This is a genomic window from Paenibacillus sp. FSL M8-0212, assembly GCF_038004645.1.
In the GTDB taxonomy this organism is placed as follows: Bacteria; Bacillota; Bacilli; order Paenibacillales; family Paenibacillaceae; genus Paenibacillus.
Genome location: NZ_JBBORP010000001.1, coordinates 2,972,836 through 2,997,358 on the forward strand (window position 1 = coordinate 2,972,836; position 24,523 = coordinate 2,997,358).

General features: G+C 47.4%; 23 protein-coding genes. 9 read left to right on the forward strand and 14 right to left on the reverse strand.

Translation table 11 applies throughout. From position 1 onward, the window contains the following. Window positions 1–110 precede the first annotated feature (110 nt). Window positions 111–1,466, reverse strand: a complete 1,356-nt coding sequence (locus tag MKX68_RS13240) for an MFS transporter (protein WP_340912141.1) — start codon at window positions 1,464–1,466, stop codon at window positions 111–113. A gap of 255 nt (window positions 1,467–1,721) precedes the next feature. Here MKX68_RS13240 and MKX68_RS13245 point away from each other — a divergent pair, with 255 nt between their 5' ends. From MKX68_RS13245 to MKX68_RS13260, 4 genes are read left to right on the forward strand one after another with little or no spacing between them, the layout of a single operon-like run. Beyond that, on the forward strand, window positions 1,722–2,831 hold the full coding sequence (locus MKX68_RS13245) for an ABC transporter ATP-binding protein (RefSeq protein ID WP_340912143.1): 1,110 nt from the start codon (window positions 1,722–1,724) through the stop codon (window positions 2,829–2,831). Next, window positions 2,821–3,654: an ABC transporter permease gene (locus tag MKX68_RS13250; RefSeq protein WP_017691799.1), complete on the forward strand. Its 834-nt coding sequence runs from the start codon at window positions 2,821–2,823 to the stop codon at window positions 3,652–3,654. Before MKX68_RS13245 ends, MKX68_RS13250 begins: the two co-directional genes overlap by 11 nt. Continuing rightward, complete coding sequence (locus tag MKX68_RS13255; protein ID WP_062836831.1) at window positions 3,629–4,438, forward strand: ABC transporter permease; 810 nt, start codon at window positions 3,629–3,631, stop codon at window positions 4,436–4,438. Before MKX68_RS13250 ends, MKX68_RS13255 begins: the two co-directional genes overlap by 26 nt. After that, window positions 4,435–5,508, forward strand: a complete 1,074-nt coding sequence (locus tag MKX68_RS13260) for an ABC transporter substrate-binding protein (RefSeq protein WP_074092622.1) — start codon at window positions 4,435–4,437, stop codon at window positions 5,506–5,508. Before MKX68_RS13255 ends, MKX68_RS13260 begins: the two co-directional genes overlap by 4 nt. Window positions 5,509–5,887: 379 nt before the next feature. Here MKX68_RS13260 and MKX68_RS13265 read toward each other — a convergent pair whose 3' ends face one another. From MKX68_RS13265 to MKX68_RS13285, 5 genes are all read right to left on the reverse strand, one after another. Further along, complete coding sequence (locus MKX68_RS13265; protein WP_017691802.1) at window positions 5,888–6,388, reverse strand: hypothetical protein; 501 nt, start codon at window positions 6,386–6,388, stop codon at window positions 5,888–5,890. Window positions 6,389–6,640: 252 nt separating this feature from the next. Next, entirely contained in the window at window positions 6,641–7,642 is a 1,002-nt protein-coding gene (locus MKX68_RS13270; RefSeq protein WP_091036009.1) for a cation diffusion facilitator family transporter, read from the reverse strand. A 194-nt stretch (window positions 7,643–7,836) separates the two neighbouring features. After that, window positions 7,837–8,433, reverse strand: coding sequence for an SMI1/KNR4 family protein (locus MKX68_RS13275; protein WP_340912149.1), 597 nt, complete (start codon window positions 8,431–8,433; stop codon window positions 7,837–7,839). Between the two features lie 323 nt (window positions 8,434–8,756). After that, entirely contained in the window at window positions 8,757–9,527 is a 771-nt protein-coding gene (locus MKX68_RS13280) for a DODA-type extradiol aromatic ring-opening family dioxygenase (RefSeq protein WP_340912150.1), read from the reverse strand. Continuing rightward, window positions 9,527–10,201, reverse strand: coding sequence for an alpha/beta hydrolase (locus tag MKX68_RS13285; RefSeq protein WP_340912152.1), 675 nt, complete (start codon window positions 10,199–10,201; stop codon window positions 9,527–9,529). Before MKX68_RS13285 ends, MKX68_RS13280 begins: the two co-directional genes overlap by 1 nt. 228 nt (window positions 10,202–10,429) lie before the next feature. Here MKX68_RS13285 and MKX68_RS13290 point away from each other — a divergent pair, with 228 nt between their 5' ends. Then, complete coding sequence (locus tag MKX68_RS13290; protein ID WP_338588954.1) at window positions 10,430–10,795, forward strand: glyoxalase superfamily protein; 366 nt, start codon at window positions 10,430–10,432, stop codon at window positions 10,793–10,795. Window positions 10,796–10,862: 67 nt separating this feature from the next. Next, window positions 10,863–11,402 (forward strand): helix-turn-helix domain-containing protein, encoded by a 540-nt coding sequence (locus tag MKX68_RS13295; protein WP_340912156.1) that lies wholly within the window; start codon window positions 10,863–10,865, stop codon window positions 11,400–11,402. A gap of 293 nt (window positions 11,403–11,695) precedes the next feature. On the opposite strand, the gene MKX68_RS13300 is transcribed toward MKX68_RS13295, so the two are convergent. The 5 genes from MKX68_RS13300 to MKX68_RS13320 all read right to left on the reverse strand — a co-directional run bounded on the left by MKX68_RS13300 (window position 11,696) and on the right by MKX68_RS13320 (window position 16,152). Beyond that, window positions 11,696–12,415: a 3-ketoacyl-ACP reductase gene (locus MKX68_RS13300; protein ID WP_076332439.1), complete on the reverse strand. Its 720-nt coding sequence runs from the start codon at window positions 12,413–12,415 to the stop codon at window positions 11,696–11,698. Window positions 12,416–12,493: 78 nt separating this feature from the next. After that, the gene (locus MKX68_RS13305) at window positions 12,494–13,393 is read right to left on the reverse strand and encodes a DUF4097 family beta strand repeat-containing protein (RefSeq protein ID WP_340912159.1); all 900 of its coding nucleotides are present in this window, start codon (window positions 13,391–13,393) and stop codon (window positions 12,494–12,496) included. Then, window positions 13,390–13,983 (reverse strand): HAAS signaling domain-containing protein, encoded by a 594-nt coding sequence (locus tag MKX68_RS13310; RefSeq protein ID WP_340912162.1) that lies wholly within the window; start codon window positions 13,981–13,983, stop codon window positions 13,390–13,392. Before MKX68_RS13310 ends, MKX68_RS13305 begins: the two co-directional genes overlap by 4 nt. Next, on the reverse strand, window positions 13,976–14,305 hold the full coding sequence (locus MKX68_RS13315; RefSeq protein ID WP_338588944.1) for a PadR family transcriptional regulator: 330 nt from the start codon (window positions 14,303–14,305) through the stop codon (window positions 13,976–13,978). Before MKX68_RS13315 ends, MKX68_RS13310 begins: the two co-directional genes overlap by 8 nt. Window positions 14,306–14,607: 302 nt before the next feature. After that, complete coding sequence (locus MKX68_RS13320) at window positions 14,608–16,152, reverse strand: FAD-dependent oxidoreductase (RefSeq protein WP_340912166.1); 1,545 nt, start codon at window positions 16,150–16,152, stop codon at window positions 14,608–14,610. 369 nt (window positions 16,153–16,521) lie between these two features. Here MKX68_RS13320 and MKX68_RS13325 point away from each other — a divergent pair, with 369 nt between their 5' ends. Continuing rightward, on the forward strand, window positions 16,522–19,344 hold the full coding sequence (locus MKX68_RS13325) for a glycoside hydrolase family 3 C-terminal domain-containing protein (protein WP_340912169.1): 2,823 nt from the start codon (window positions 16,522–16,524) through the stop codon (window positions 19,342–19,344). Window positions 19,345–19,493: 149 nt separating this feature from the next. Here MKX68_RS13325 and MKX68_RS13330 read toward each other — a convergent pair whose 3' ends face one another. Then, on the reverse strand, window positions 19,494–20,333 hold the full coding sequence (locus tag MKX68_RS13330) for a methyl-accepting chemotaxis protein (protein WP_036612816.1): 840 nt from the start codon (window positions 20,331–20,333) through the stop codon (window positions 19,494–19,496). A 283-nt stretch (window positions 20,334–20,616) separates the two neighbouring features. Between MKX68_RS13330 and MKX68_RS13335 the strand changes: the two genes are divergently transcribed. Beyond that, on the forward strand, window positions 20,617–21,219 hold the full coding sequence (locus MKX68_RS13335) for a TetR/AcrR family transcriptional regulator (RefSeq protein WP_338588937.1): 603 nt from the start codon (window positions 20,617–20,619) through the stop codon (window positions 21,217–21,219). A 42-nt stretch (window positions 21,220–21,261) separates the two neighbouring features. Continuing rightward, window positions 21,262–21,708 carry a DoxX family protein gene (locus MKX68_RS13340; protein ID WP_338588935.1) on the forward strand — a complete coding sequence of 149 codons (447 nt, stop codon included), beginning with the start codon at window positions 21,262–21,264 and terminating at the stop codon, window positions 21,706–21,708. 9 nt (window positions 21,709–21,717) lie between these two features. On the opposite strand, the gene nrdG is transcribed toward MKX68_RS13340, so the two are convergent. Together nrdG and MKX68_RS13350 are read right to left on the reverse strand one after the other, a co-directional pair. Then, a complete protein-coding gene (gene nrdG, locus MKX68_RS13345) occupies window positions 21,718–22,221 on the reverse strand; it encodes an anaerobic ribonucleoside-triphosphate reductase activating protein (protein WP_338588933.1) in 504 nt (167 codons plus the stop codon). Then, a complete protein-coding gene (locus MKX68_RS13350; protein WP_340912173.1) occupies window positions 22,218–24,179 on the reverse strand; it encodes an anaerobic ribonucleoside triphosphate reductase in 1,962 nt (653 codons plus the stop codon). Before MKX68_RS13350 ends, nrdG begins: the two co-directional genes overlap by 4 nt. Window positions 24,180–24,523 lie beyond the last annotated feature (344 nt).

Below are 24,523 nucleotides of genomic sequence, written 5' to 3' on the forward strand. Positions count from 1 at the left end.
CTGTGGAAATTGAAGCGAATAACACTTGTGCGGTTCGTTAGAAAAAAATTATGCTAATGAAGGGATGTCCTCCGTCGTGTTTATGACTTGTGGACATCTCCCTTTTGCATTTACACCGGTTTTGTCTTGTACCGACTGCGCATCACGGCCTGAACTACAATGGCAACAGCAATCAGCACCAGATTGAACACAAACACGGAGTAAAGCGATCCAACTTCCATAAGTAGCGCTGCAACCAGTGGAGATACGATGGAGCCGATCTCGGCAGCTGAGACAATTTTGCCTATAACAGAGCTTCGACTCTCGTCCGGGATATGATCACCAATATGAGCAAAGAACGAATCCATGTAACATGCACCGCCAACCCCGCCAATGAGCATGCCAACGTAGACCCATAGATGGGAGGATGTGCTTAGAAATACAACAACTTCGATTCCAATCAGGAACATGCCGAGCATACAGAGTAACAGACGATCGCCTAACCGGTCAGAGAGATAACCAACAAAGGGAGCAGCGGCAAGCGTAGAGATCCCTGAGACGGTGAAGGCGAGACTGGTTGCAAACGGGTCCCAATGCATGATGTGAGCTGCATACAGTGCAAAATAGGTGAGGAATACCGCATAGGCGCTCATCTCCAAAAAATGTACTGTGCCGTAGCCGAGAAGCTGTTGCCGCTGTGTGAGCTTTGTAGACAAATCTTGAGTATGCTTTGCATCAGACGGTGATGAAGATAAAGGAGGCGCAGTCGATACAGTAGTATGAGGGTGGGAGTCACTTGTAGTGGAGCCTACAACTTTATCCGTGTGGAGTACTGAGTGTGCTGAGTTGACCAGAGGTTCTTGTGTCACCGTAGTAGAAGGATCTTCTAATGGATGATCACTTAACGTACTTCCGGATTCATGATTAGCTCTAGCGGGTGCCGACGTCTTTATCCCCATCGCAGCGACCACGGCCATCAGACAACATACGGTAACGAGTAAAAAAGGCACCGACAATGGCCAGTGCAGCGCAAGCCAGCCACTAATGACTGGGCCAAGTACCATACCGCCGCCTTCACTGCTGCTGATATACCCATTGTACAGCCCGCGGTTGTCTACATTCCCCCCATCCCCGATGATGGAACGCACGACCACGGTAAGTCCGGTGGAAGCCAACCCTTGTAGCAGCCGGAGCAGGCCGAACAACACCGCAGCAGTAGACACCGCAAAGCCACCCATACAGACAGCGAGCAGTAACAGCATGAGGATGAGCGTGCGTTTACCCCCGAGTTTCTTATAAATTGCGGCAGCAGGAACACCGCCAATCACTTTCCCCACATAAAAGAGTGCAAAAATAACCCCCATCATCCAGCCGGAAAGGCCGAATTCCTCAATAAACAAAGGAAACAGGGGCAGGATCATGAATCCGCCCATCTGACTTAGAAAACAAATGGTCATCAGCAAGGGCAGGTTACGACGAATATCCAAGAGCCAAGACTCCTTTCACACATAAAATGGAATCCTAAACGTGTTTCATTCACTCCATATGGGTACGTATTATCGACATTACCCGTAATGTATGCAGAATTTTTGAAAATAAGAAGAAATGACACGCGGCGTTTACATCAAAACCATTGCGGATATACCTGAATCATATATAATAGATGGGTTATCTATAAGGATGCATGAACGAAAGTGTACAGAATTAAGAGGTACCTCAAGTATAAGGGGGCGATGTGAAGCATGTCAGAACAACAACCGATTATCCGCTTCGAAGCGGTGACTCAGCAATACGATCAGGATGAAGCCGTATTGAAGGCAGTCAGCTTTGAGATTGAGCGGGGTAAATTTTATACGCTTCTTGGCCCATCGGGCTGCGGGAAAACAACGATATTGCGGCTGATTGCCGGTTTTGCGGAGCCGACACAGGGCAGTATTTATTTTAATGGTGCGCTTATCAACCGGGTGCCTGCCCACCAGCGGCAGGTGAATACCGTATTTCAGGATTATGCGTTATTTCCACATTTGAATGTATTTGAGAACGTAGCTTTTGGTTTGCGGATCAAAAAGATGAAAACGGCTGAAATTCGCAGCAAAGTGTTGGAAGCCCTCAAGTTCGTCAATCTATCCGGTTATGAGAACCGTGAAATTGGTGAAATGTCCGGTGGACAACGACAACGGGTTGCGATTGCACGCGCAATTGTGAACGAACCTGAAATTCTGCTGCTGGACGAGCCGCTCTCAGCACTCGATCTGAAGCTGCGGACCGAAATGCAGTATGAATTACGGGAGCTGCAACAGCGACTGGGCATCACGTTTATCTTTGTTACACATGATCAGGAAGAGGCCTTGGCGATGTCCGACGAGATCTTTGTCCTGAATGGCGGCGTGATCCAACAGAGCGGTACACCGAATGATATCTATGATGAGCCGATTAACCGTTTTGTGGCAGACTTTATCGGGGAATCGAACATTGTATCGGGCAGAATGAAGCAGGACTTTGTGGTGGAATTCGCTGGCTCACAGCACGAGTGTGTCGATCAGGGTCTCCAGCGGGACGAGCCGGTAGAGATTGTTATTCGCCCAGAGGATCTGGAGATTACAACCGAAGAACAGGGCAAGCTCAAGGTCAATGTGGACTCCCAGCTATTTCGCGGGGTGCATTACGAGATATCCACATACGATGATGCGGGCAATGAGTGGCTTGTTCACTCTACCAAGAAAGCCGTTGTCGGCGCGCGGATAGGACTCTATTTTGACCCGGAAGCTGTACACGTCATGCGCTTTAACGAGACCGAAGAAGAGTTCGACAAGCGACTTGAAGCTTATCAAGAGGCCGCTCATGCAGACTAAGGCCAGCACACGCAATGCGTATCTGATTCCATATGTACTATGGATGGTGTTGTTTGTTGTGGCGCCGGTTCTGCTGGTCATCTATTATTCATTCTTCGATGTGGAGGGTAACTTCACGTTTGGCAACTACGCCCGCTTCTTTACGCCGGTGTACTTGCAGATGACGCTCAGTTCGTTCTGGTATGCATTTCTGATTACGGCGTTCTCGCTGCTTATCTCGTATCCAACGGCGTATATGCTGACCCGGACGAAGCACAAGCAGCTGTGGTTGCTGCTGATCATTCTGCCAAGCTGGATCAATCTTTTGTTAAAAGCGTACGCCTTCATCGGCCTGTTTGGAACGTACGGTCTGACCAACTCCCTGCTTGAAGTCGTGGGTATTGGCACACAGCAGATTTTGTTCACCGATTTCAGTTTTATCTTTGTCTCGGTGTACATCTTCATTCCATTCATGATCCTGCCGATCTTCAATGCGTTGGAAGAGATGAATCCATCGTTGATCTACGCGGCGCGGGATCTGGGTGCCTCATCTTGGCTGACCTTCCGCCGGGTTATCTTTCCGCTGACGATTAGCGGTGTGAAATCAGGCTGTCAGGCTGTATTTATTCCAGCGCTGTCTCTGTTCATGATTACCCGCCTTATTGCGGGGAACCGTGTAATTACGCTGGGAACAGCGATTGAACAGCATTTTCTCGTCACCCAGGACTGGGGGATGGGTTCAACGATTGCCGTCTTTTTGATTATTGCGATGGCGATTATTATGTTCCTGACTGGATCAGGCAAGAAGGAGGTGCGTAATGGGAAGAAACGGAAAGCTGTCTAACGTCTATCTAGCCGTTGTATTCGCCATATTGTACGCACCGATTGCGTATCTGATCTTCTACTCCTTCAACAGCGGCGGTCACATGCGCAGCTTCGAAGGATTCACACTTGAATGGTACAGAGAGGTGTTCGCCGATACTCGGCTACTCATCATTGTGCTGAATACATTTATCATTGCGCTCCTGTCATCAGCGATCTCAACGATCCTTGGTGTTGCAGGAGCACTGGCGATCTACCATGTGCGTCGCAAACGGACCAAGAACACGCTGCTGTCACTCAATAACGTGCTCATAGTTAGTCCGGATGTCATCATTGGTGCATCGTTCCTGATCCTGTTTACCATGATTGGTATCAAACTGGGCTTCACTTCGGTCCTGCTGTCTCATATCGCATTCAGTGTACCGATCGTTGTGATCATGGTACTGCCGAAGCTGCAGGAGATGAGTCCAACACTGATGGATGCAGCACGCGATCTGGGCGCTGGTTCATGGCAGATTCTGACACGTGTGGTGCTGCCATACGTGAAACCGGGTATTTTTGCCGGATTCTTCATGGCATTGACGTACTCACTCGATGATTTCGCAGTAACATTCTTTGTTACGGGTAATGGATACTCCACACTCTCGGTAGAGATATACTCCAGAGCAAGGCAGGGTGTTTCGTTGTCCATCAATGCTCTGTCTACCCTGTTATTCCTGCTCACGGTGCTGCTGGTGGTTGGATATTACTTCATTAACCGCCGTGCAACACGGATACCACCCGGAGGAAAGGGGCTGCGTCCATGAAGCAACTGGTACGGACATTTGCGCTTGTTTTTGTCGCCGCGTTTGCCCTGATGATCCTGGCTTCGTATCTGAATAAGAGTCAGGGGTATTCTGGCGGAAACACGCTGACCATCTATAACTGGGGCGATTATATCGACCCGGATCTGCTCAAGGAATTTGAGGATGAGACAGGCATTAAGGTCATCTATCAGACGTTTGATTCCAATGAAGCGATGCTTACCAAGATTGAGCAGGGCGGTACTACGTTTGATGTGGCGATTCCTTCTGAATATGCGATTAGCAAAATGAAAGAAGAAGACCTGCTCGTACCGCTGGATCATAGCAAATTAACTCACCTGGACAACATTGATCCGAGGTTCATGGACTTGTCCTTTGATGAAGGCAACAAGTACTCCATCCCTTATTTCTGGGGAACGGTGGGGGTTGTGTACAATCCTGAGCTGGTGGATGGATTGACGTTTGATAGCTGGAATGACCTGTGGGACCCGCGTTTGAAAAATCAAATCCTGCTCCTCGATGGCGCACGCGAAGTCATTGGTATGGGATTAAACAGTCTCGGGTATTCCCTTAACGATACCAACGAAGATCATCTGCAAGAAGCGCTGAAGAAACTGTCTACATTGACACCAAACGTCAGAGCAATTGTGGGTGACGAGATCAAGATGCTGCTTGCGAACGAGGAAGCGGCAGTTGGACTTGTATGGTCCGGAGATGCATCGGAGATTATGGATGAGAACGACAAGCTGGATTACATGGTGCCTGAAGAAGGCTCGAACCTCTGGTTTGACAACATGGTTATTCCGAAGACAGCGAGTAATATTGAAGGGGCACACCAGTTTATCAACTTCATGCTGGATCCGGATCATGCTGCTCGCAATGCCGAGTATGTCGGGTATTCCACCCCAAACGCCGAGGCGCTTAAGCTGCTGCCAGAGGACATCTCGGAGGATGAACGTTTCTATCCAGACGAGACACTGACAGGCAAGCTGGAGGTCTACGATAATCTGGGCAAAAAAATGCTCTCGCATTATAACGACCTGTTCCTAGAGTTTAAAATGCACAGTAAATAAGAGGTAATAGCATCTGATAACGATTCACCGTGGCTTATTAAGTAGAGTCAATAGCGTGTGAACAGTTCGTTAGATTCTGAAAAAAAACAAAAAGGGATGCTGCTCGTCATTTCAATTGAATGACGAGCAGCATCCCTTTTTTATTACCTACTTCAGAGCAATAGCGCTTGAAGTGCCATATAAGATGAACATTAAAGATCAAACGTTAACGGAGCGGGCAGAAATAAGCTATAGAAGCGGAGCGTTCGCCTTTATCACCGGATTTTCCCATTGTAAAAGGGAATCAAAAAAATCCGGGGATAACAGCGATCGAAAGATTATTCTGCACGCGGAGTGGCTCAGTGTGACCCCGCATCCTATTCATCTTATATAATTGCCACTACATGCGCTTTTTGCGACCCACCATGATCCATGCCCCGCCCATAATCAACACAATCGCCACAAACGGTTGGATAAAGCTCAAGCTGCTCAGCATCGTGCCAATCGACATCACAGCGAAGAATAGCAACGATATAACTGTTAGAATGTTGATGGGGATCAGTAACCATTTGTTCCGACCACCAAACCAGTACAATTCGAACAAACCAACAGCTACAGCCAGAATGAAGCCCGGCCACATCGTACCCCAGTTGTTAAACAGCATAGCGATCTGACAGACGATACCAACCGTGAGCAGCAATCCACCAGGAACCAGAAGTCCAACCCCTCTGCCAATCATGGAGAAGTAGAGCCAGTGGAAGAACAGTCCTAGTGGAATCACGAATAACGTGGGCCAGAAGGTCGCAAAGATCGTACCCGGACCGAGTGAACCTCCCTGGTTCAGAATCAGGTACACGCCCAGCAAAATGAGAACAGGCGCAAGGATCGTACGTTTAGCCATAATATCTCTCCTTCTTAATACAAGATCAATTTCCGAACGGTTGTATGTAGAGCAATACTTTCGTTACTCACAGCATACCATGAACTGGAAAAGTCTATCCTCCGTCTTTGGAGTTAAAGTGAACCTAGACCAAAGTCTAGGTAAGTATTTGGGCAACTACCTCTTTGTAGATGAGTGTGTAGTTGAACATATTAAAAACCCACTCTGTTGAAGAGTGGGTTCTGTCATTCTTTTTATCCAAAACGAAGCTTGTTATTTCACCACATCTGAATGTTTCTTGCCCCAGCTGTTCACACCGTCATCCTCAATAATGGAGATGGCAGCGTCGGCGATATCGGGGTTCGTCATCAGTTTCTCCTGAATACGGAACTTGATGTCATCCGCATCAGCTAGGCTGAGTCCTTTGGTCAACTCAATGAGACCTTCCACATGATAATAACGGCCTTCCTGAATGATACGCATCATCTGAATGTCAGCAACATGTGTATCTGCCAGAATGGTTTGGGACACTTTGTCCTCAATATCCTGTGGAGCCGCAACACCAATCAATCCGATCATATTATCGTAACCGACACGGAAGGCTACAGCGATCATCAGACATCCAATAATCGTTGTCACAATGCCATCGAGCAATGCAAAATTGGTTAATGCAATGACTACAACGGAGATCAAGGCGAGTGTCGCACCGAGTACTGCTACAACATCTTCGTAGAATACGAGACGGGTTGGTGGCGCAGCACGGCCTACATTTTTGATGGCAGCAGGGACCAAGGCAAATCCGGCGGCTTTGGGTGCGCGTGCTTCTTTTAGAATTTCCTTCATGGCTTTGATCAGGATGGCCCCGTCAATGACAATGTTCAGAACAAGCACTCCGATATTAATCCAGAGACCGCCGGTATGACCAACAGGATGCTGGAGCAGGTGAATCCCCTCATGAATGGTCTCATAGGCCATAATCGTCACGACAATAACGGCGATCATACAGAAAATGTTGATGACCCGTCCGAATCCGGTCGGGAAGCGGCGTGTAGGTTTTTTCTCGGACAACACACTTCCGACAAAGACAAACCCTTGGTTAATGGCATCAGCGAGTGAATGCATCGCCGAAGCGAACATGGCGCCACTGCCACTGAATAGGAAGGCTCCCCCTTTGCACACCGCAAGAACAGCATTACCTGCCATCGCTACGGCGGAGGATGTGTTTCCTTTTTTGACGAGAGACATAAAGCTCTCAGACTTCGGTTGTTCAGCCACTTCGTGTGTTCCTCCCAGATCAATGTATTAGGTGTAGAAAAGGCAGTTTATCTATATAGCATGTGCATTTCCACTAAATGTTATTATAACCGCTTTGACATATCCCAGCATTATGCAAAAAAGGTCATATCATCATGCTGATCATGTGATCCATAGGGAGTAGGCTGATGCCAGTGTTGATACGTTATACTTTCTCAGTACTCGATGGCCTCAATGGCACGTAAATTCCGGTTGGATTGTTCCAATAGTTCCGTAAACGTCCCAGCGACATAATATACGAAATCCGGGTCATGTACGTACATAATAATCTGCCCAACCGTTCCTTGCTCTGTCGGATCAAAATCGAACATCAGATACAGTGAGCCACCTCCAAGCATGCCAAATGTAACCCATTTCTTTTGAAAAAGGTAGGGTTTGATTCGAGGATCAAGCTCACGGATCTCTTCTTCGGTAAAATAATCATCCATGCGGTTCTCCACCAGCGTGGACTGCTCCTTTTGAATTTTTTCCAGGGATAACAGATAAAATGGTTCGGATTCCTGTCCATCCTCAAGGCTTGGATACAAGACGTGAAAGGCATAACCGCTCCCATTTTTACGTTTATAAAACGCACGAAAATCAGCAGGCAAACGAATACCTTGTTCACGCTCGAATGCGTCGAGCTGCTCATCCGTCACGCCTTCAAACTGGCGATAAGCCTCCAAGAGTTCCCGGTTTTCCTCATCCTGTACCTTCTCCTCCAGCAACATATCCAGTTCATCCATCAATTCATATATACGCTGTTCTGGCATCCAATTCCCTCCGTATGAGCTATTCAGATAATATGGTGAGTAATATGCGAGCAAACTGTGCCTGATTTCACCTCATATTATAGTTATAATCCGGAAAAGCACACAAGAAACCGGAGTCCTTGCTTACATGCTACAATGGTCTCATTATTCAAAGGCGGTTGTTGCATAATCAGCACACCTGGCTCCATCCCAATCAACATCTACAACCTCATGAAAGTCGCTCCTATCAACAAATAAAGCGTGGGCAACAGGGACAATCCCTGTAACCCACGCTTATTTTTTATCTACTATATAAGTAGTATTAACCTTTTATATAGTCCTCTTTAATCAAACTTCCAGCAGGACAAACTCAGGTTGCCATACTGATAGGCTTTGAACAGGAGCGATGCCTGTTTGTTCTGATGCCCCGCACCCATCGCCAGCAACAGTGGTACAAAATGCTCCGGGGTAGGCACGGCGGCTTGAGCTGAAGGTGCCAGTTTATCATAGGAGAAGAGAGACGCCGTATCCCAACTTACCAGCTTGTCATGCAGCCAGTTGTCGAACTCCGATGCCCACGGGTCAACGCCGTTACTTTCCCAGTGCAATCGACGCAGATTGTGAACGGTCCCGCCGCTGCCAATGACGAGTATGTCTTGCTCACGCAAGGAAGCGAGCGCCTGTCCGACCTGATATTGCTGCTCACCTGTCAGATAGCGATTCACGGACAAGGCAACTACGGGAATATCCGCATCCGGGTAGAGCAGGCGTAGCACAACCCAAGCCCCGTGATCCAGGCCACGAACATCATCCGTTTGTACCGGTATCCCAGCTTCTGCGAATAGACGCTCCACCTCGGCTGTAGTCTCTGCATGTCCTTGAGCGGGGTATTTAATCTGGTACAATTCAGGCTGGAAACCGCCAAAATCGTAGATGGTCTCGTAATTGGCTACCGAGGATACAAGCTGAGTTGTGGATTCCCAGTGAGCAGAGAACAATATAATTGCTTTGGGTTTCGGCAGTTCTTGTCCGAGTTTCTGCAGAAAATCGGTGTACACATTCTCCTCCAGTGCTAGTGATGGGGCACCGTGAGCAATAAACAGGGATGGCATCATTATAAATTCAGTCCTTTCGAGTCTTCGGAAGTCAGGTTCGCATCCGTGCGAAGCCATTGTTGGAATTGTTGATATAGATCGGGGGTCACCTGGTGTCCACCGTTGTAAGGAACATATGTGACGTGATTGGTATGTTGACGGAAGATATTGGCGTTATCTTCGCCCAGCTGGAGCGGGAATAGATGATCCTGATCCCCATGCGATATGAACACAGACAGCTCCGAATCGGGTTGTAGCTTGTACTCGTCTTTCACAAATTGCGGGATGTACCCACTCATGGCTACAATGCCTTTAATTGCATCTCCCATCACCAGCGATAGGGTCATTGCCATAATGGCGCCCTGGCTGAATCCGGCGATATAACGCCGCATGGGATCAATAGCATATTTGGCGGACAGATCAACAATCAACTGTTGCAGTCCCAGCACGGAGGCATCATACAATTCGCGGATGGGGTTGCCAATGCTTTTGATCTGAAAATAAGCATAACCACTACCCTGAACGATAGGCCCACGGATGGCAACAATAATAAAATCAGACTGCATAGGCTCCATTAAACGAAGCATATCCTGTTCATCTGATCCCATGCCATGTAAGGCGAAGATTACGGGATAACGTTGATCTGGATTGTAATGAGACGGTAATCGGATTTCATGTATATAAGGAGAATTCATTGAAAACACCACCTGATGAGGATTGAGTTAGATATATAGCTTAGACAATAAAGTTCACCAATATGAAATAAATATTCTTATTTATGAACAAAATTTATCATGGTTTCATTGTAGGGTCAATACTTTTTTTGTATGATGAATATATGTTGTGTATAAGAAACCTTGAAGAGTTTTAAAAGAAGTATCGCTACGCATGGTTTATATCTTATTCCCGAGGACGTGATCAGGATGTTAAAGAGTATCGTGCCTATTCTGAGAATATTTGATGAAAATAAAGCTAGAGAGTTTTACCTTGAATACCTGGGTTTCCAATTGGATTGGGAACATCGATTTGAGCAAGATATGCCCTTATATATGCAGGTTTCGCTCGATTCCATCGTGATTCATCTGTCCGAACATCATGGAGATTGTACACCTGGAGCTGCGTTACGTGTGGATACGGATAACTTGGATACATTCCATGGTGCACTTCGTCAGAAAGAGTACAAACATGCGAGACCCGGTATCGAGGAGACCCCTTGGAATTCAAGGGAAATGACCGTGACAGATCCGTTTGGCAATCGGATTATATTTGTTGAGACACGTGGCGAATAGATAACCTGAAGAAGCGACGCGGACGACTGGTGTCTTAAATAGATCAATAGAAGGGGAGGGACGCAATATGGATATCGGCTTGGCTATTCGTACGATCCGCAAGCAGAAACAGATTACGATCATGCAGATGTGCGAGGGAACGGGGTTGTCCAAAGGTTTTATCAGCAACGTGGAAAACAACAAAACGTCACCTTCCATTGCTACGCTTGAAAGTATTGCGGATTATCTGGAAGTGCCACTTCCCTATTTGCTGCTGACACCGGAGCAACGGATGAATGTAGTACGTAAGAACGAGCGCAAGGAAACAACGGCCGGAAGCGGACAGATCAAAGTGCAGCATCTTACAGCCAAAGGTGCGATGCGTATGTCGATTGTGGAGTTGCCGCCAGGTGCATCGACCGGGGTAAGCAAACATGCGGGAGAAGAGAGTCATCTTTTATTGCAGGGTATGATTCGTGCGCAACAAGGTGAAGATGTGGAAATTCTGGAAGCGGGTGATTCGTTTACCTGGAATGCGATCGTGCCCCATGAAGTGACCAATATCGGTGATGAGCCTGCGGTGGTACTCATTGCTGTGTCCAAAGAATTGGGTCTGGATCATTTATAGAATAAAAAAAGGACGTCGCCCCAGTACATGAACATGCGAACATGCATACATGTACAATGGGAAACGTCCTTTTATATTTCTAACGAACTGAGCGAGCTCTATTAGATGATTTTAAGCAGACATCGAGATGTAACGAATCTCAAACGCTTTATTTCACTCTTGTGCGTGTAATTTGGCTACATTCCACAGACTTCTGGCGAAATAACGTCGCAGAGATTCGTTACGTTTCTCATTTCCTGCAAAAGAGCACAATAAGGTGCGAGAGGTTTGTTAGAAAGGTCAGAATCACCTGTCTATTGTGGATTAGTCGTCCAGATGCCTGCTGCTTTAACGAAGACACGGTCGGACAGCTTGAGCGTTGCGAGTGCAAGTTCAGCTACATCTTCCGCTTGCATCATGCGATCTTCGTCGCCAATTTTCAGTCCGGCATTGGTCGCAAGCTCCGTATTCACTGTGCTTGGTGTCAGTGCCGTTACACGAATGTTGGATTTGCGCACTTCCTGCATCAGAGATTCGGTCATGCCGAGTAGCGCAAACTTGGATGCACAGTATGCCGAACCTGTAGCGAATCCGCGCTCACCTGCAGTGGAAGCAATATTGATAATGCTGCCGCTACTTTCCTTGATCATGCTTGGGAGGACAGCACGTGTGACGTAATATGTACCCATAACGTTAACATGCAGGATGCGTTCCCACTCTTCCGGGTCCATATCCAGCAATGTGCCAAAACTTGCAATACCTGCATTGTTGATCAGGATATCCACTGCGCCGAGTTCCATCTCAATGGCGGCTACAGCGGCTTCCGCCTGTGTGCGATCCGAGATGTCTGCTACAGCACTGGTTACTTTCACGCCGTATTCTTGACTGAGTGATTGTTGAAGAGCCTGAAGATCCGAAGCGGTACGTGCAATAAGTCCAATGTGCACACCTTCTTTGGCAAGTGCTTCAGCGATGGCACGGCCGATACCTTTTCCGGCACCTGTAATGATAGCTGTTTTATTTTTAAGTTCCATGTGGGTAATTCCTCCTTAGAAATGGACTAGCATTCAATTATACTATTATTACCCACAGTTCGGAAATTGGCTTCATCACTATTTGGTAATCTCGATGCTGCCAGAAGAAGTACGGGCCTTGATCACTTCCCGGCTCACCATTGGCGATTCAGGTACATCTACACTTCCGGAAGTAGCCTTAGCGTCGTAGATTCCGTCAAAATCAGGTGCAGCTTGAATGAAAATATCTCCTGATGTTCCAGACGCATTAATCGGGGCGGAATGGGACTGTTCAATATGAATGCTACCCGAAGTGAATTGAACATCGGCTGCGCCGTTTAATTCAGTGATCTCAATATCTCCTGATTTAATCTTACTGTTTACTTGACCAACTACCTGATCAGCAGTGAAGCTTCCGGATGTCTGTTTCACGGTCATGTCTCCATTAATCATGGAAGCGGTAATGTCCCCCGAAGTCAGAGCCAACTCAATATTGGGTACCTTGATGTTTGCCAGACGTATGGAACCTGAGGTGTTATTCAGCTCAAGCTGATTGGCACTCAGATCCGTTAGATCCCATTCACTTGAAGAGGAGTCCAGCTTAACCTCATTTAACTTGTGTCCTTCAGGCAGGGCAACTGTTATTGTGGAGTCTTGATCATTCCAGTACAAGGTGAAAAATTGCAATCGTTCACGTTCTGTCTGCGCCAGTTGGAATGTGCCGTTAGATAAAGTGGCTTGTTCGAAGCTTTTGACTACGGCAGGGTCCCATTTTCCATCCACTTCGATATAACCATTCGAATCCGGGCTTACAACAAATTCAATATCTGCACTGAAATTAGCATTCATGATAATGTTCTGTAATTCATCTGCTTTGAAATCCCATCGTTTGGAATAATGCTCCCGTTCATCCCCGAACTGAACGCCATAGATGGATGTCCCAAGTAAACCTATTCCGATACATATCACGGCAAGCGCAAGCCATTTCTTGGTGCTCATGCGGAAACATCTCCTTTCATCGTGTTTTTATTCCATCTAATATATTGAAGAGTGACGATTTTGAAGGTTCTAAAGACATACTTCGATGCGATGGCAAACAAAATGCCGACACCGAAAGCGCCAATCGCAACGAAGATCTCTGCTTTATCGAGTTGGCTAAGGAATAGAAAGTCCACAACCGCTGCCACAGGAGCTAAAACCAGCAAGGACAGGCTGGCAATAACAAGCCATACCGACCACATCATGAGACCAAGAGGAATGCCAAGAATCAGATTCAGGAATAACAGGCCGATGGCTGTGAAAAAGTTGCGAGTGGCTCTGGTGCTGTTTCTTGGGGATCGCATTTCGCGATACGTCGGTGCATAAAACGCATCTGAACCCGGTGTATGAATGTCATAACGCTCACCGAGTGCTTCCTTGGCGATCTCTTCCGGCTGTCCCAGCTCCCGAGCGATCTCTTCTTCCAGTCTGCCTTCTCGTAGTCCAAGCTCGAAATGTTGATCATAATCTGCGAGCAATTCAGCCCGTTCCTGCGGTTCCATCGGCCGTAGATGAATTTCCATGGCCTGCATAAATTGTTGTCTATTCATTATGAGTTCCTTCCTCAATCAGATTTGCGACATTGCGCACAAAATCATTCCACTCTGTCGTCAGTGCCGACATGTAGTCGCGACCTGTCTCGGACAGTCGGTAATACTTGCGCGGCGGTCCTTCAGTTGATTCTTGCAGGTAGGTGGTACAGTAACCGTCATTCACAAGGCGGCGAAGCAAGGGATACAGTGCACCTTCAGCAACTTCGATATGTTTGGAGACCGCCTGAGCCAGTTCGTAGCCATACCGATCCTGGCGGTTAATTAATACCAGGACGCACAGCTCCAATACTCCCTTTTTGAACTGGATGTTCACATTCACACAGGTTCCTCCTTAATAGCTTCATTTATCGCTAGTGTATATTATTCAGTAGTAGTGAAGTCATCATAGCATTCAGTACTGTTTAATGCAAGGTAGTGACTTTAAAATAGTTCTGTATCACGATTGATCGATAAGAAGTTCGTTTAATACTGACGCTTAGCTGAAGCTGCTGTTTGTTTAGTAGCTATAATTCAGCATACGCAAAAACCGGATCGGTTACTTCCGCCTGGAGGCGGATTCCGATCCGGTCTGTGAGATGAACTTTTGTTTCTTTGGTTTACAGGTTAATCGCTAAATGTCGGTTAATCCTGTGCGTCGAGAACCTTAAGGTCTTCCACAGCAGGGCCCTCAATCACATGTCCTGCATAATCGAAGCGGGAACCATGGCATGGGCAATCCCACGAACGCTCGCCCTCGTTCCATTCGACTTCGCACCCGAGATGGGTGCAGGTGGTATCCACCAGAAACAGCTTGCCACTGGTGTCCTTATAGGCGCCAGCACGTTTGCCGTTAAGACGAACGACAGCTCCTTCGTCTTCGCCAATATCACTAACGTTTTTGTGCACAATGCCTACTTTACCGGAGATTAATTCCTTGGCTACATTCACATTTTCCACAATAAAATGTTTCATGCCAGGATCGGCCTTGAATCTTGCTGGATCGAATATAGCGGCATGAGGATTGTCACGTCCACTGATACGATCCGCAAGAATGTGTCCTGCCATCGTGCCCGTTGTCATTCCCCATTTGGCAAACCCGGTCGCCACATAGACACGTTCATGTCTTCCGGTAATCGGTCCAATGTAAGGCACCTTGTCAATGGAGATCAGATCCTGAGCTGACCAGCGAAAAGGAATGTTGCGGATACCAAATGTCTCCGCTGCGAATTGCTCCAGGCGTTCATAATGACCGAAGGTGCAGATGCCTTGTCCGGTTTTGTGATTTTCGCCGCCGAAGAGGATAAGTTCCTTACCGTCATGCAAGACGGTACGCAAGGAACGGTACGGTGTATCGTCCGAGATATACATGCCACCAGCATACGGTTTTTCCGGTTCGACTAATACGGCGTACGATCGCTCGGCGTGTAATCGTGTGAAATAAAATCCGGGATCATAGACGGGAAAATGAGAAGCCACGACAATATGTTCCGCTGTTACGGATGGACCATCTCCATAAGTTCTGACATGTAGTGAAGCATCTTCCTCTACATCGGTTACGGTGGTGTGCTCATAGATACGCACCCCTTGTTTCACAGCGGAATCGAGCAAGTAGTGCAGGTAGGCCAGTGGATCAAAGCGTGCCTGACCCGGCATGCGAATACCTGCCCTTGCGGGAACTGGAATAGGGAGTGGATCTACCCACTCACCAGGGATATTGAGTTTGCCGTAGGCGGTCAGCTCGATCTCCAGTTTTTTGATGTTTTCCTCGGATTGAATGTAGACGTAGGCATCTTCCTCTGCCCACTGGCAATCAATCTGTTTTTCCTTCACCAGATTGCGCATCCACTTGGCGGCATCGGCATTACCTTCATAGTACATCCGAGCCTGCTCTTGTCCGAAGTGATGCATAATTTCATCAAATATGACGCCGTGTTGTGCAGATACCTTGGCGGTGGTATGACCGGTCGTGCCATCCAATACTTTTCCAGCCTCCAACACGACCACACGCATACCCGTCTGTGCCAGCAGATAAGCGGTAGTAATGCCTGCAATACCGGCACCAATAATTGCTACATCCGCGGTGATATCTTCAGTCAGTTTAGGATAGGCGTCGAATTCATGCGTAGCACGCCACAGTGATTCGGGGACCGGGGGCAGACCCGTTTTGGGCTGCTGATTGTCGCTCATTTGTCTTCCTCCTTAATCATCTTCATTCGGTTGATGCGATTGTCGTTCAGCGCACATCGTTGTACTCTTATTCATGATTGCCAGACTATGCCAGGAAAAAACGGTGTTGTTCAGATTTTGAAGAGGGGATGTTCACAATTTCCTGTGCAGAACCTCTGTTTTTTTTGTTAAACATGCTATATGATAAGATTACCGAAATCGTTTTAGGTTTTGAAAATGAGATCAAGTTTTACACCTTTAAACGTTGATTATAAAAGGGTTAATTGATCCACCGGAAAAAATATTTTATCCGAATTAACCCCCGTTTTTACTTGAGATATGTATTCGCTATCATTTTAATTAACTACCGATAACCAAAGGAGATTTTATATGACGACCAACCAAACGAAATATCCGTTTCAAGATACAGCACTAGAGTTAGACACCCGTGTGAAGGACCTTGTATCCCGCCTGACGGAAGATGAAAAAATTGAATCCATGCTGCAATATCAGCCGGCAGTAGAACGCCTGGGTGTGCCTGCATACAAACACGGAACAGAAGCGGCCCATGGCTTGGCCTGGCTTGGAGAAGCAACATCTTTCCCACAACCAGTGGGGCTTGCATGCACGTGGGATGCGGATCTGATGAAGGAGATTGGCTCCGTGCTCGGAGACGAGGCACGTGTATTTTATAAACGCAATCCGGCAGTGAACGGTCTTACGCTGTGGGCACCTACAGTGGATATGGAACGTGACCCGCGCTGGGGACGGAATGAAGAGGCGTATGGTGAAGACCCGGAACTGACAGCCGAGCTGACAACAGCATTGGTCAAAGGAATTCAGGGTGACCATCCAAAGTATTACAAAGCGGTCGCTACCTTGAAGCATTTTCTTGCGAATAATAACGAAGTGGATCGCGGAAGTGGTTCGTCCAGCATTGATCCGCGCAATATGCGTGAATATTATCTGAAAGCGTTCGAGAAGCCGTTCAAAGAAGGCGGCGCACAGTCGATGATGACGGCGTACAACTCCATTAATGGTACGCCAGCGTTGTTGCATCCATTTGTGAACGAGATTGTCAAAGGCGAATGGGGCATGGATGGTTTCATTGTCAGTGATGCAGGTGACGTAATGGGCATCAAGAACGATCATAAATACTATGATTCCCACACACCGGGTACGGTAGAGTCCGTAAAAGCAGGAATTGATAGCATCACCGATGATGCTGAGCTGTCCAAACAGGCACTACGTGAAGGATTGGAACAAGGTACACTCACGATGGATGACATCGACAAAGCGTTGTTTAATACGTTCCGTGTGCGTTTCCGTCTGGGCGAGTTCGATCCGGAAGAAGGCAATCCGTACGCTGCTATTGGTGAAGAGTCCATGATGACGGAGAAAGCAAAAGAATTGTCCCTCAGAGCTGCGAGAGAACAAGTGGTGTTGCTCAAAAACGACAAAGGCATGCTCCCGCTGGACAAAACAAAAGCTGGTAAAGTGGCTGTGATTGGTCAATTGGGCGGAACCGTCTATCGTGACTGGTATGCAGGCACCATGCCGTATAACGTATCCCCACTTGAGGCGATTCGTGGCAAAGTAGGCAGCGACAAAGTAGCGTTCAAGGATGGTAATGATCGTATTACGTTAACTTCCGTAGCCAATGGGAAGAAAATTGGACTGGCAGAAGGTGAGAAATCACCTGTGATTGCTTCGGGAGAAGCGGAGACGTTTATGGTGTCCGACTGGGGCTTCGGAAGTTATACCTTGCAGGCGGAAAGCAACGGCAAATATCTGACCACAGATGAAGAGACCGTAACGGCTTCCGCAGATGAAGTGTACGGCTGGTTCGTGAAGGAAGTATTCCACCTGTTGCCACAACAGGACGGAAGTGTAGGTCTGACCACTTGGAATGGCAAAACGGTGACTACACCTAATGGTGGAAACGATGCATTTGCGGTGTCCGAAGAACTGAAAACCTTTGGTGCCACAGAGACGTTCAAGCAGGATGTGATTGTGAATGGACTTGAGGAGGCGGTAGCAGCTGCCAAGGCTGCGGAAACGGCGATTGTCTTTGTCGGTAATAATCCGCTTGTAAACGGGAAAGAAGAGATTGATCGTCCAAGTCTGGATCTCGCCGAATCCCAGCAACGTCTGGTTGAAGCAGTCTATGCCGCGAACCCGAACACGGTAGTTGTTATCGTGGGTAGTTATCCGTTCACATCGAATTGGGTTCAGGAGAACATCCCGGCGGTATTGTATACTTCGCACGCAGGACAGGAACTGGGTAACGCAGTGGCTGACGTATTGTATGGCGACTATGCACCAGCAGGCCGTCTGAATATGACATGGGTACAATCGGCAGATCAACTGACCGACATCAAAGATTACGATATTATTCAATCTGGTCGTACGTATCAATATTTTGAAGGTAATGTATTGTATCCGTTTGGACATGGTCTGACGTATGCAACGTTTAAATACAGCAATTTGGAACTTAGCCCAGCTCAAGTGGGTACAGAGGACAACGTTACGGTAACTGTAGATGTGACCAATACCGGTACAATCGCCAGTGACGAAGTTGTACAGTTGTACGTTCGTGCAGGCAAATCCCGGGTGAAACGTCCACTCAAAACATTAAAAGGATTCCGTCGTCTTCATATCGAAGCTGGAACTACAGCGAAAGTCAACTTCACCTTGCCTGTACAGGAACTGGCAATCTGGGATGTAACTCGTGATCGCTATGTCGTGGAAAGTGGAACTTACTCCATTATGGTTGCCAAGTCATCCTCTGATGTTCAGCTGGTTGCAGACCTGACGGTAGAAGGAGAGACAATCCCTGCTCGTAATCTGGCTGTGGCTACTCGTGCCGAGAATTATGATGCTTACCTGGGTGTTGACCTGGATGAGAGCAAAGAGGGTGGAAGTGCTGTCCGTGTAGTTGCAGAGCAAGGATGGATTGCCTTTAAAGATGCTGATCTGGGTAGTGGGGCAGCAGTAATTGAAGCTCGTGTATCCGCAGAACAAGCAGGCGCTGTGTTAGAAGTTCGACTCGGTTCACCAGACGGTACGCTCGCAGGACGTGTGGAACTGGCACAAGGTGAAGCGCAGCAGTGGTCTACCGTGAAGGCGGAACTCACATGTGCATCAGGTGCGCAGGATGTATATATTGTGTTGTCTGCAGGTGTCCGCATCAGCCACTTCGAGATTCGTTAAGTCAAATAACTCATGAAAAAGCCTCCGAACTTATTCGGAGGCTTTTGTTTATTGTTTAATGACCATTTTGCATAAATCCCCTGAGCGGCAGGAATCGAATTATGCAAATTTCTATGATATGAACCGCGTTTGTTTCATTAAACGTATTTTTATTTACCGTCAAACGTAATCATTTTTTGCACAAATTGCTTCAATTGTTTGTTGGTTTCATTTAGTTGCTCAATTGTGCTCATGAAATTATTTACGAGTTCAGCCTGCTCTTGGGAGCTTGCAGTGATCTCACCAAGTTCATTCTCCATGCCTTGAATGGATTGCCGAACCGAGAGAAGAGAATCTTCAATACGGGCCGTTGCTTCTTTGGTATCGACAGACAGTTTGCGAATTTCTTTGGCTACTACGCCGAAACCTGCACCTGCTTCACCTACACGAGCCGCTTCAATGGCTGCATTCAAGCCGAGCAGATTGGTTTGTTCGGAGATCTCACGAATGAAACTGGCAACCTGAGTTACATTGCCTGATTTCTGTACGGCTTGTTTGGAGTTATTCCTGATCTCTTCGGTTGTGGCACTGAGCTCCTCGGAGTGTGCGGCTACATGCTGTACACTGTCAATTAACTGGTTGGTCAGATTTTCGGTAGCATCCATGAGCTGTTGCAGCTGGTCCTGGTCATCCATACTGTAGAGCAGGTTGAACAGGGCGATGACTTCACCTTTCTCATTTTTAATGGGGATAAAAGCCACGTCAAAAGGAACACCGAATAAATCTTTAGGGTAGTGATCAAATCGTTTGACTGTACCGCCGTTGAGATCAGCAAAATTTCGATTTCCATCCAATAGAGGGTCGCCGGGTTGATAATTCAGTTGTTTTAACGATTCCCCTGCTGAGAAATATAGGAATTTCTCATGATCAATAACGGAGAGGGTTACATCCTGACGAATCGTATCTCGAAAGAAAGGCATACATGTAATTAATGCTTGAACAATATCCATATAAAAGATGATTCCTCCCTGGCTACCTTATGTAAACGGTTAAATTTTAAATGCTAAATTACTAACTACCTATATAATATATCGTCATGCAATAGAGAAGGAAGTAGAGAGAATGGATAAAACCTATTTCTTTAAGGCAGGTCTCTACGAATGCTTCAATTATGCGGGAAATGGTCCGAGAACCAGTTAAAGATTGCTTAATTACTATTCTTATTTACAAACCGATAGTCGGTTTGTATAATTCTTTTAAAGAGTAGAGGAGTAAACAAGGGAGGAAACGTACTTGAAGAATGAAGACAGACGGAAACATACAACGGCTCAGTTATTGGGAGCTACCAAGGAACTGTTACAAGAGAAAGCCTGCCATGCGATTACCTTAAAAGAGATTATGGAACGCTCGGGATTGTCCAAAGGGGCGATTTTTCATTACGTTAGAAGCAAGGACGAAATATTTATCTGGGTTCTGATGGAGCATCTGGAGACGGTGCACTCTGCCGTTCTGTCTACCATTGCGAAAGCAGATATCAAGACGTTTGAAGGTCCGATGCAGATTATCGCTGCGAATTTAGTCGGTCTGGAGGAGCAGGGATCAATGACCAATAAGGTCTTGCTTTATTTGCTGGGCAAAGAGGACGAACCTCAGGTGTCCGAAGCACTACAGCAATTTCACGATAGGTCGGTCAACTATTCGATGCAGTGGATTGAGTTGGGAATCAAACATGGTGTGATAGATAGCTCGATTAATGCAGAGCAGATGGGAGAACTTTTTGTACTGCTCTCCATGGGACTGCGGGTACGCACCTCAATGCATACAAGCGGAAGGTCACACTTGAACTCTGCAGATATAGCTAACTTCATGTCTACCATGCTTAAGCAACAAGACTGATACGGATCTTTTTATAGTAAAGATGATGAAGGAGGATAAGAAATGGCACCACTTATTGCATTATGCACAACTTTTATGATACTTCGCGGGATCGGCTGGCTTGGAGTTCCGATGTTTAATCATTGGCATCCTGCGTTGCAAGGTGCGGTTGTCGTCATGTTTTTGTTGAGCGCATCCGCACACTGGGGCAAACGCAGATCCGATTTGGTTCAGATGGTTCCTCGTGGATTAGTTCACAAGGAGAAAATCGTCACGTGGACTGGAATCCTGGAGATCGCAGGCGCAGTTGGTTTACTTATACCTGGTGTTGCATGGATTGCCTCTACAGGGTTGCTGCTCATGCTCATTGTCATGTTCCCGGCTAATGTCCATGCGGCCCGTGAGAAGTTAACCATAGGCGGCAAAGCTGTGTGGCCAGTTTTCCCACGTCTGATGCTTCAATTGCTGTTCATTACAGCGGTTGTACTCGCTTCGCCATGGTTTGGATAATATACTGCCTCATATGAGTGTGTGCGTCACAATGGTGTGACTTGCCATTGTGCCAGGCACATCAATCAAACGTTGATTCCGGCTGCCGCGGAAGGGCAGGGAGACATCACGCTCTGCTTCAACGTATTGCCCGTCGATAATCACATCGCACAATCGGGCAAGCTCCGCTCTCACAGGGTCGGTGACCAGCTCCTCATATTCGAATCCCGTGTATGCCCATACCGTCAGATCAGGACGTGCAGCGCGGAGCTGCTGAACCCATGACGTACATTCTGCTGCTGAGAAAAAGGGATCACCACCACATAACGTAACGCCATCCAGCAGCGGATGGGTCGTCACTTCATGCAGAATCTGCTGCTGCCGATCCTCTGTAAAAGGCTCACCCGCTCGAAAGCTCCATGAATCCGGACTGAAGCAGCCCGGACAGGCGTGTCGGCATCCGCTGATGAACAACACGGCCCGTAAGCCTGTCCCTTCATTTACCGATTCCGGAATGTAACCATATAGATTCACCGGTGTTTCACCCGATCCCGCACTTCGGCCTGCTTCGCAGCATTGAAGCGTACTTTGTAATCTCCAGTCAGATAACCGGTTACGCGGCGTAACCGCTGGAAGTGCACATGGTTCTCGTGGGCTTCACAGCCTGGGCATACATCCCCGATGACGCCTTCATAACCACATGCAGGGCAGCGATCAATCGGATGATTAATGGAGAAATAACCGATATCCTGCGCCAGTGTATACTGTACAATTCGCAGGAAAGCTGCGGTGTTGGCTCGAACGTTCCCGTCAAGCTCCACATAGGAGATTGCTCCTGCGTTACATAAAGTGTGGAATGGGGCCTCCAGTTCAATCTTCCGATAAGCTGGAAGAGTGTGGTATACCGGGATATGGAATGAGTTCGTATAATACTCACGATCGTTAACTCCGGCAATGAGGCCGTATCGTTCTCTATCGATCTTCGTGAATTTGCCGGATAACCCTTCAGCAGGTGTGGCAAACAGTGTGATATTCAAGTTATGCTGCTCGCTCATCCGATCACAGAACTCTCTCATGGTCCGAATAATGTTGAGCGCTTCGCGGTGTACATGAGGGTCCTGCCCATGATGGCGCCCATAGAGAGCTGTCATACATTCTGCGAGACCGATAAAACCAAGAGATAACGTTCCATGCTTTAATAGATCGGCAACCGGCTCGTTCGGGTCAAGCTGTTCTCCACCTTCCCAGACACCCTCCCGCATCATGAAGTCCGATGCCTTGGCAGGCTGTGCTGTCTGAATTCGGTAGCGGTGCAGTAGGCCGGAAGCGGCATTATGCATAACCGACTCTAAAGCCGTGTAGAATCCGGCACGGTCAGCAACAGCTCTGGCACCTTGGCAGATGCCAAACCGGATGCCGAGCTTGACAAGGTTAATAGTGTTGAAGGACAGATTACCTTTACCACTTTGACGATTGCGACCAAACCGGTCAGCCAGTGTACGTGTGCGGCATCCCATAGTTGCGATGATCGTATCCGGATCTTCCGGATGATAGTAAGGCAGATTGAAAGAAGCATCCACATTGACAAAGTTGGGATACATCCGCCGGGATGAACAGGTGACTGCGAGGCGGAACAAATCATAGTTCGGCTCTCCTTGAGCCTGATTGATCCCTTGTTTACATTGGAAAATATGTTGAGGGAACACGGGAGTCTCCCCGTTGCCCAGGCCACGAATGGTTGCTTCCAGCAACGAGCGTGATACCAACCGTCCTTCTGCTGATGTACATAATCCATAGTTCAGTGAAGTAAATGGAATCTGACCACCTGCCCGGCTGCTCATTGTGTTCAAGTTATGAATCAGTGATTCAGCAGCTTGTCCTGTCTCCAGCTCAGTCTCTTCATAGGCGAAGGCATATGCGCGCGGGCACTGATTTTTCGCTTCGATGCTGTCCAGATAAAGCTGTTCATCCTCAAGCAGGGCATGCTCACCAAAGAGGCGTTGCCCTTTGCGGTAATGTTTGCGGAACGATCGTTGTACATAAGGGGCCAAATCCCAGTCAATCTTATTGGCCGATACACCGCCATATTGACTGTTCTGCTGGGATTGGAAGATGATCGCAACCAAGGCCATTGCAGACATGATCGTCTGAGGTGTGCGAACCGATCCGTTGCCTGTATTGAAACCCGCAGCAAGAAGACGGTCAAACGGGATAAAGATGCAGTTGGTTGTTCCAAGCGCATACTGATCCAGATCGTGTACATACAGATCCCCGTTCTCCACAGCTTGGGCAAGCTCTTCCGGCAACACATGACGCAGAGCATGCCACTTGGCTGTCTCCGAACCGAGCCTGCTCATCTTGCCGCTGAAGGAGTCTCCGTTCAGATTCGCATTTTCCCTCAGCGTATCGGCGTCTTCTGCGCCAATAATTCGTCTTCCCAGGTCGGATAATAGATCGGATGCCGGTGGAGTGGCATACTCAAGCATGTTCATGTAAGGTTCCTCCTAAAATGATTTTGGGTATCATTCAATTCACGTTAAATACTATATGTAGATTCATATTATCCATTTATAAACTATATGTGGTTTTTTGGGTGTGATAATGGTCACACAACGTAGTGGGCAACGTGGACTTTCCTTTAATTGCTGTGGATAAAGGTTCCCAAAGTCTGAGTAGAAGCGTATAATTTCTAGTTATCCTGCAAGGATAATATTCGAAGTGAGACAAGATGGACTTTCATCCATCTGAAAAGGCGATTTGCAAACCATTTTTGGTTGTTAAACCATCAACTCAAGACCTGCTTTTGTCCAAAAACAGGCTATCGGCAGGGAGTATG

What these genes read in the sequence shown, in the direction of transcription:
- MKX68_RS13245 (WP_340912143.1), top strand. Translation starts at nt 1,722, where the DNA reads ATGTCAGAACAACAACCGATTATCCGCTTCGAAGCGGTGACTCAGCAA.
- MKX68_RS13255 (WP_062836831.1), top strand. Translation starts at nt 3,629, where the DNA reads ATGGGAAGAAACGGAAAGCTGTCTAACGTCTATCTAGCCGTTGTATTC.
- MKX68_RS13275 (WP_340912149.1), bottom strand. Translation starts at nt 8,433, where the DNA reads ATGCCAGAACAGCGTATATATGAATTGATGGATGAACTGGATATGTTG.
- MKX68_RS13260 (WP_074092622.1), top strand. Translation starts at nt 4,435, where the DNA reads ATGAAGCAACTGGTACGGACATTTGCGCTTGTTTTTGTCGCCGCGTTT.
- MKX68_RS13310 (WP_340912162.1), bottom strand. Translation starts at nt 13,983, where the DNA reads ATGAATAGACAACAATTTATGCAGGCCATGGAAATTCATCTACGGCCG.
- MKX68_RS13330 (WP_036612816.1), bottom strand. Translation starts at nt 20,333, where the DNA reads ATGGATATTGTTCAAGCATTAATTACATGTATGCCTTTCTTTCGAGAT.
- MKX68_RS13250 (WP_017691799.1), top strand. Translation starts at nt 2,821, where the DNA reads ATGCAGACTAAGGCCAGCACACGCAATGCGTATCTGATTCCATATGTA.
- MKX68_RS13265 (WP_017691802.1), bottom strand. Translation starts at nt 6,388, where the DNA reads ATGGCTAAACGTACGATCCTTGCGCCTGTTCTCATTTTGCTGGGCGTG.
- MKX68_RS13295 (WP_340912156.1), top strand. Translation starts at nt 10,863, where the DNA reads ATGGATATCGGCTTGGCTATTCGTACGATCCGCAAGCAGAAACAGATT.
- MKX68_RS13305 (WP_340912159.1), bottom strand. Translation starts at nt 13,393, where the DNA reads ATGAGCACCAAGAAATGGCTTGCGCTTGCCGTGATATGTATCGGAATA.
- MKX68_RS13285 (WP_340912152.1), bottom strand. Translation starts at nt 10,201, where the DNA reads ATGAATTCTCCTTATATACATGAAATCCGATTACCGTCTCATTACAAT.
- MKX68_RS13320 (WP_340912166.1), bottom strand. Translation starts at nt 16,152, where the DNA reads ATGAGCGACAATCAGCAGCCCAAAACGGGTCTGCCCCCGGTCCCCGAA.
- MKX68_RS13300 (WP_076332439.1), bottom strand. Translation starts at nt 12,415, where the DNA reads ATGGAACTTAAAAATAAAACAGCTATCATTACAGGTGCCGGAAAAGGT.
- MKX68_RS13325 (WP_340912169.1), top strand. Translation starts at nt 16,522, where the DNA reads ATGACGACCAACCAAACGAAATATCCGTTTCAAGATACAGCACTAGAG.
- MKX68_RS13280 (WP_340912150.1), bottom strand. Translation starts at nt 9,527, where the DNA reads ATGATGCCATCCCTGTTTATTGCTCACGGTGCCCCATCACTAGCACTG.
- MKX68_RS13290 (WP_338588954.1), top strand. Translation starts at nt 10,430, where the DNA reads ATGTTAAAGAGTATCGTGCCTATTCTGAGAATATTTGATGAAAATAAA.
- MKX68_RS13340 (WP_338588935.1), top strand. Translation starts at nt 21,262, where the DNA reads ATGGCACCACTTATTGCATTATGCACAACTTTTATGATACTTCGCGGG.
- MKX68_RS13350 (WP_340912173.1), bottom strand. Translation starts at nt 24,179, where the DNA reads ATGAACATGCTTGAGTATGCCACTCCACCGGCATCCGATCTATTATCC.